The 3,822-nt window shown below is 65.5% G+C and carries 3 protein-coding genes; all 3 read right to left on the bottom strand.

The window, feature by feature from the left end:
- On the bottom strand, nucleotides 1-2,241 hold a 2,241-nt coding region (pnp, locus tag FVW20_RS09475), incomplete at its 3' end, for a polyribonucleotide nucleotidyltransferase (RefSeq protein ID WP_196609226.1).
- Nucleotides 2,242-2,468: 227 nt separating this feature from the next.
- Nucleotides 2,469-2,738 (bottom strand): 30S ribosomal protein S15, encoded by a 270-nt coding sequence (rpsO, locus tag FVW20_RS09470; RefSeq protein WP_007526356.1) that lies wholly within the window; start codon nucleotides 2,736-2,738, stop codon nucleotides 2,469-2,471.
- Nucleotides 2,739-2,761: 23 nt separating this feature from the next.
- Complete coding sequence (truB, locus tag FVW20_RS09465) at nucleotides 2,762-3,688, bottom strand: tRNA pseudouridine(55) synthase TruB (protein ID WP_196609227.1); 927 nt, start codon at nucleotides 3,686-3,688, stop codon at nucleotides 2,762-2,764.
- Nucleotides 3,689-3,822 lie beyond the last annotated feature (134 nt).

The raw sequence follows: 3,822 nt of genomic DNA, 5'->3' as shown, positions 1-3,822 counted from the left end.
GCCGCCACGGCCACCGCGGTCGCCACCGCGACGGTCGCCGCCACGGTCGCCACGGCCACCGCGATCACCACGGTCACCACGATCACGCGGCGGGCCGGAGGGGCGGGCGGTGTCTTCGGGGTTCCATTCGATGCCCTGTTCTTCCAGCAGCACGGCCTTGCGGCTGGCGCGGATGCGGTCGCCGTTGATCTCGATGACCTTCACGGTCATGTCTTCGCCAAGGCGCGCCACGTCGCTGGCCTGTTCCACGCGGTTGGTGTCCAGCTGCGAGATGTGCACCAGGGCTTCGAGGTTGGGCAGGATTTCGACGATGGCGCCGATTTCCAGCACCTTGCGCACCTTGCCCACGTAGTTCTTGCCCAGGTCCGCGCGCTGATCGTAGTACTGCACCATTTCGCGGGCCATTTCCATGGCCTCGAAGGTGGGCGCGAAGATGGAGACCTTGCCGCTGTCCTCGATGTCGATGGACGCGCCGGTGGCAGCGGTGATGGCCTTGATGTTCTTGCCGCCGGGGCCGATGATGATGCGGATGACGTCGGGGTTGACGAACACCTCGGCATGCTGCGGCGCGTACTTGGACAGCTCGGTGCGGGGCGCTTCCAGCACCTTGGCCATTTCGGCCAGGATGTGCAGGCGCGCTTCGCGGGCCTGCGCCATGGCGCGGGCCATGACATCGGTGGGCAGGCCGTTGATCTTGATGTCCATCTGGACCGCGGTGATGCCTTCGGCAGTGCCCGCGATCTTGAAGTCCATGTCGCCGAGGGCGTCTTCGTCACCAAGGATGTCGGTGAGCACCAGGTACTCGCCCTCTTCCTTGATCAGGCCCATGGCCACGCCGGCCACCGGGGCGGTGACGGGCACGCCCGCGTCCATCAGCGAAAGGCTGCCGCCGCACACCGCGGCCATGGACGAGGAGCCGTTGGATTCCATGGTTTCCGCCACCACGCGCAGGGTGAAGGGGAAGGATTCGTCAACGGGCAGCACCGGCTTCAGCGCCTTTTCGGCAAGGGCGCCGTGGCCGATTTCGCGGCGGGACACGCGCGACATCTTCACTTCGCCCACCGAGTAGGCGGGGAAGTTGTAGTGCAGCATGAATTTCTTGGTCACGTCGCCCACCAGCGAATCCATGCGCTGGCTGTCGGTGGAGCTGCCAAGGGTGGCAACCACCAGCGACTTGGTTTCGCCGCGCGCGAACAGGGCGGAACCGTGGGCGCGGGGCAGAAGGCCCGCTTCGATCAGGATGGGGCGCACGGTCTTTGTGTCGCGGCCGTCGATGCGGGTGCCTTCCTTCAGGATGCGGCGGCGCACCAGCACCTTTTCCAGGGCGCTCAGCATGTCGCCCACTTCGCGGCCAAGGTTGGCGTTCTCGGCCAGGGCCGGGTCGGCCAGCAGGGCTTCAAGCACCTTTTCCTTCACGGCCTTGCGGGCGTCCTTGCGGGCCATCTTTTCGGGGATGCGCAGGGCGGCGTCCAGTTCGGTGGTGGCCAGTTCGGCCACGCGGGCCTTCAGCTCGGTGTTTTCCACCGGGGGCGTCACGGTCATCTTGGCCTTGCCCACCAGTTCCACCAGCTTGAGCTGGGCGTCGATGAGGGGCTGGATTTCCTTGTGGGCCCATTCCAGGGCGGCCACGATGACGTCCTCGGGCACGAAATGGGCTTCGCCTTCCACCATCACCACGGAGTCGCGCGAGGCGGCGATGACGATGGCAAGATCGCTGCCTTCCATTTCCTTCAGGGTGGGGTTCAGCACGAACTCGCCGTTCACACGGCCGATGCGCGCGCCCGCCACCGGGCCTTCGAAGGGAATGGGCGAAATGGACAGCGCGGCGGAGGCGCCGGTAAGGGCCAGCACGTCGCTGTCGTTTTCCTGGTCGGCGGAAATGACGTTGGCGAGAATCTGCACTTCATCGCGGAAGCCCTTGGTGAACAGGGGGCGCACCGGGCGGTCGATGAGGCGCGAAACCAGGGTCTCGCGTTCGCTGGGGCGACCGATTTCGCGGCGGAAGAAGCTGCCGGGAATGCGCCCGGCGGCGTACATCTTTTCGGAGTAGTCCACCGTCAGCGGGAAAAAGCCCATGTCGCGTTCCATGGGCTGGGTGCACGCGGTGACCAGCACCACGGTGCCGCCGCACTGCACCCAGACCGCGCCGTGCGCCTGATTGGCGAGACGACCGGTCTCAAGGATGATTTCTTTTCCGCCAACCATGGCGGAGACGCGGGTAGCGTTGAAAACGCTCTGCATTGTTCGTACCTCTTCGGTTCAGCGAAGGGGATTCCGGGGAGAAGGCCATGCTGCGACCATGACGTTCCAGTCGGTGTGGCATGGAGGGGCCGGAGCTGAAAGTTGCGGCGTCCGGCATGGCGCTCTTCCCGGACCCCCCTTCACGCTGCGTGTTGGGGGCGACTCGGCGCCCGTGCGCATCGCGCAGGGCCCGCCGTCACGCGACGGCGGGCCCTGCCGATGGCGGATTACTTTCTGAGGCCGAGCTTTTCGATCAGCGCACGGTAGCGCTGAACGTCCTTGGCCTTCAGGTACTTGAGGAGCTTGCGACGCTGACCGACCATCTTCAGCAGGCCGGTACGCGAGTGAAAGTCCTTCTTGTGCGTCTTGAAGTGCCCGGTGAGCTGTTCGATGCGGGCGGTGAGCAGTGCAACCTGCACTTCAGGCGAGCCGGTGTCGCCTTCATGTTTGGCGTGCACATCAATGATGCTCTTCTTCTGATCGACGTCCATGACCACAGCTGTATCCTCCAAAGTGGATGTTATTGACTCCACAGTCCCCGAAGCACGGTCCAGACCGGCTGCGCGTTCACGATGCGCGTCTCGGCCAGGGCCACGGGCGTGTCGTCCGGAGCGAGCATGATGGCCTTCAGTCCCTCTGCGAATGGCAGTTCCGCCATGGCTTCGGGAAGGTACGGCACGATCATTCCGTTGCGCACCCCCGCCTCCTGCGCCGCGCTGATGCGCAGCTTGGGCCAGTGGGGCAGGGCACGCGTTACGGGTATGACCCGCTCCGGCAACCGCTCGGGCTCGGCCAGCACGGCATCAAGCTCGTGCGCCTCGTCAATACCGAACGGGTGACTGTACTCCCGGGTCAGTTCCGTAAGCATGGCGCCGCACCCTAAACGCATCCCCAAGCTGTGGGCCAGGGACCGTATGTAGGTGCCGGAACTGCACGTTACCCGGAAGGTCGCGAACGGCAGGTCGCACGATACGACCTGTGCCCGCGAAATTTCGACGGTCTTCGTCTTTACCGGCGTCTCGCGCCCGGCCCGGGACAGCTTGTAAAGGGGCTGCCCCTGGTGCTTGGCGGCGGAGTAGGGCGGCACTTCCTGTTCGGTGCTGCCCAGCCAGTTTTCCACCTCGCGCCGGATGTCGTCCGGGGTCACGTGGTCGTACGGGGCGGTGGCCGTCACGCTGCCTTCCGCGTCCCACGTATCGGTGGTGGTGCCAAGGCGAAGGGTGCCAAGATACACCTTTTCGCCGTCGGCCATCAGGTGGCCGGAAATTTTTGTCGCATGCCCCAACAGCACAAGGAGCACCCCCCTCGCCATGGGGTCGAGGGTGCCCGCGTGCCCGATCTTTTTCTGGCCAAGCCGTTTCACCCTGGCGATGCACTGGGCCGAGGTGGGCCCCTGGGGCTTGTTCAGCACCAGAAGGCCATGCTGCTGCGCTGGCAGGACAGCCATATACATTATGCCTCTTTGCCGCAGGGCGCAAGCTGTGCGGGAATGGCCGCCAGCACGGCCCGCGCGGCCTCGTGCGGCTGCATGTCCAGTTCCGCCCCGGCCGCGTTGCGATGCCCGCCGCCGCCAAAGGCCGC

The sequence above is a fragment of the Nitratidesulfovibrio oxamicus genome, from assembly GCF_015731765.1.
GTDB lineage: Bacteria > Desulfobacterota > Desulfovibrionia > Desulfovibrionales > Desulfovibrionaceae > Cupidesulfovibrio > Cupidesulfovibrio oxamicus.
Note: the sequence above shows the minus strand (reverse complement) of the source record. Positions and strands in the feature narration are given on the sequence as shown.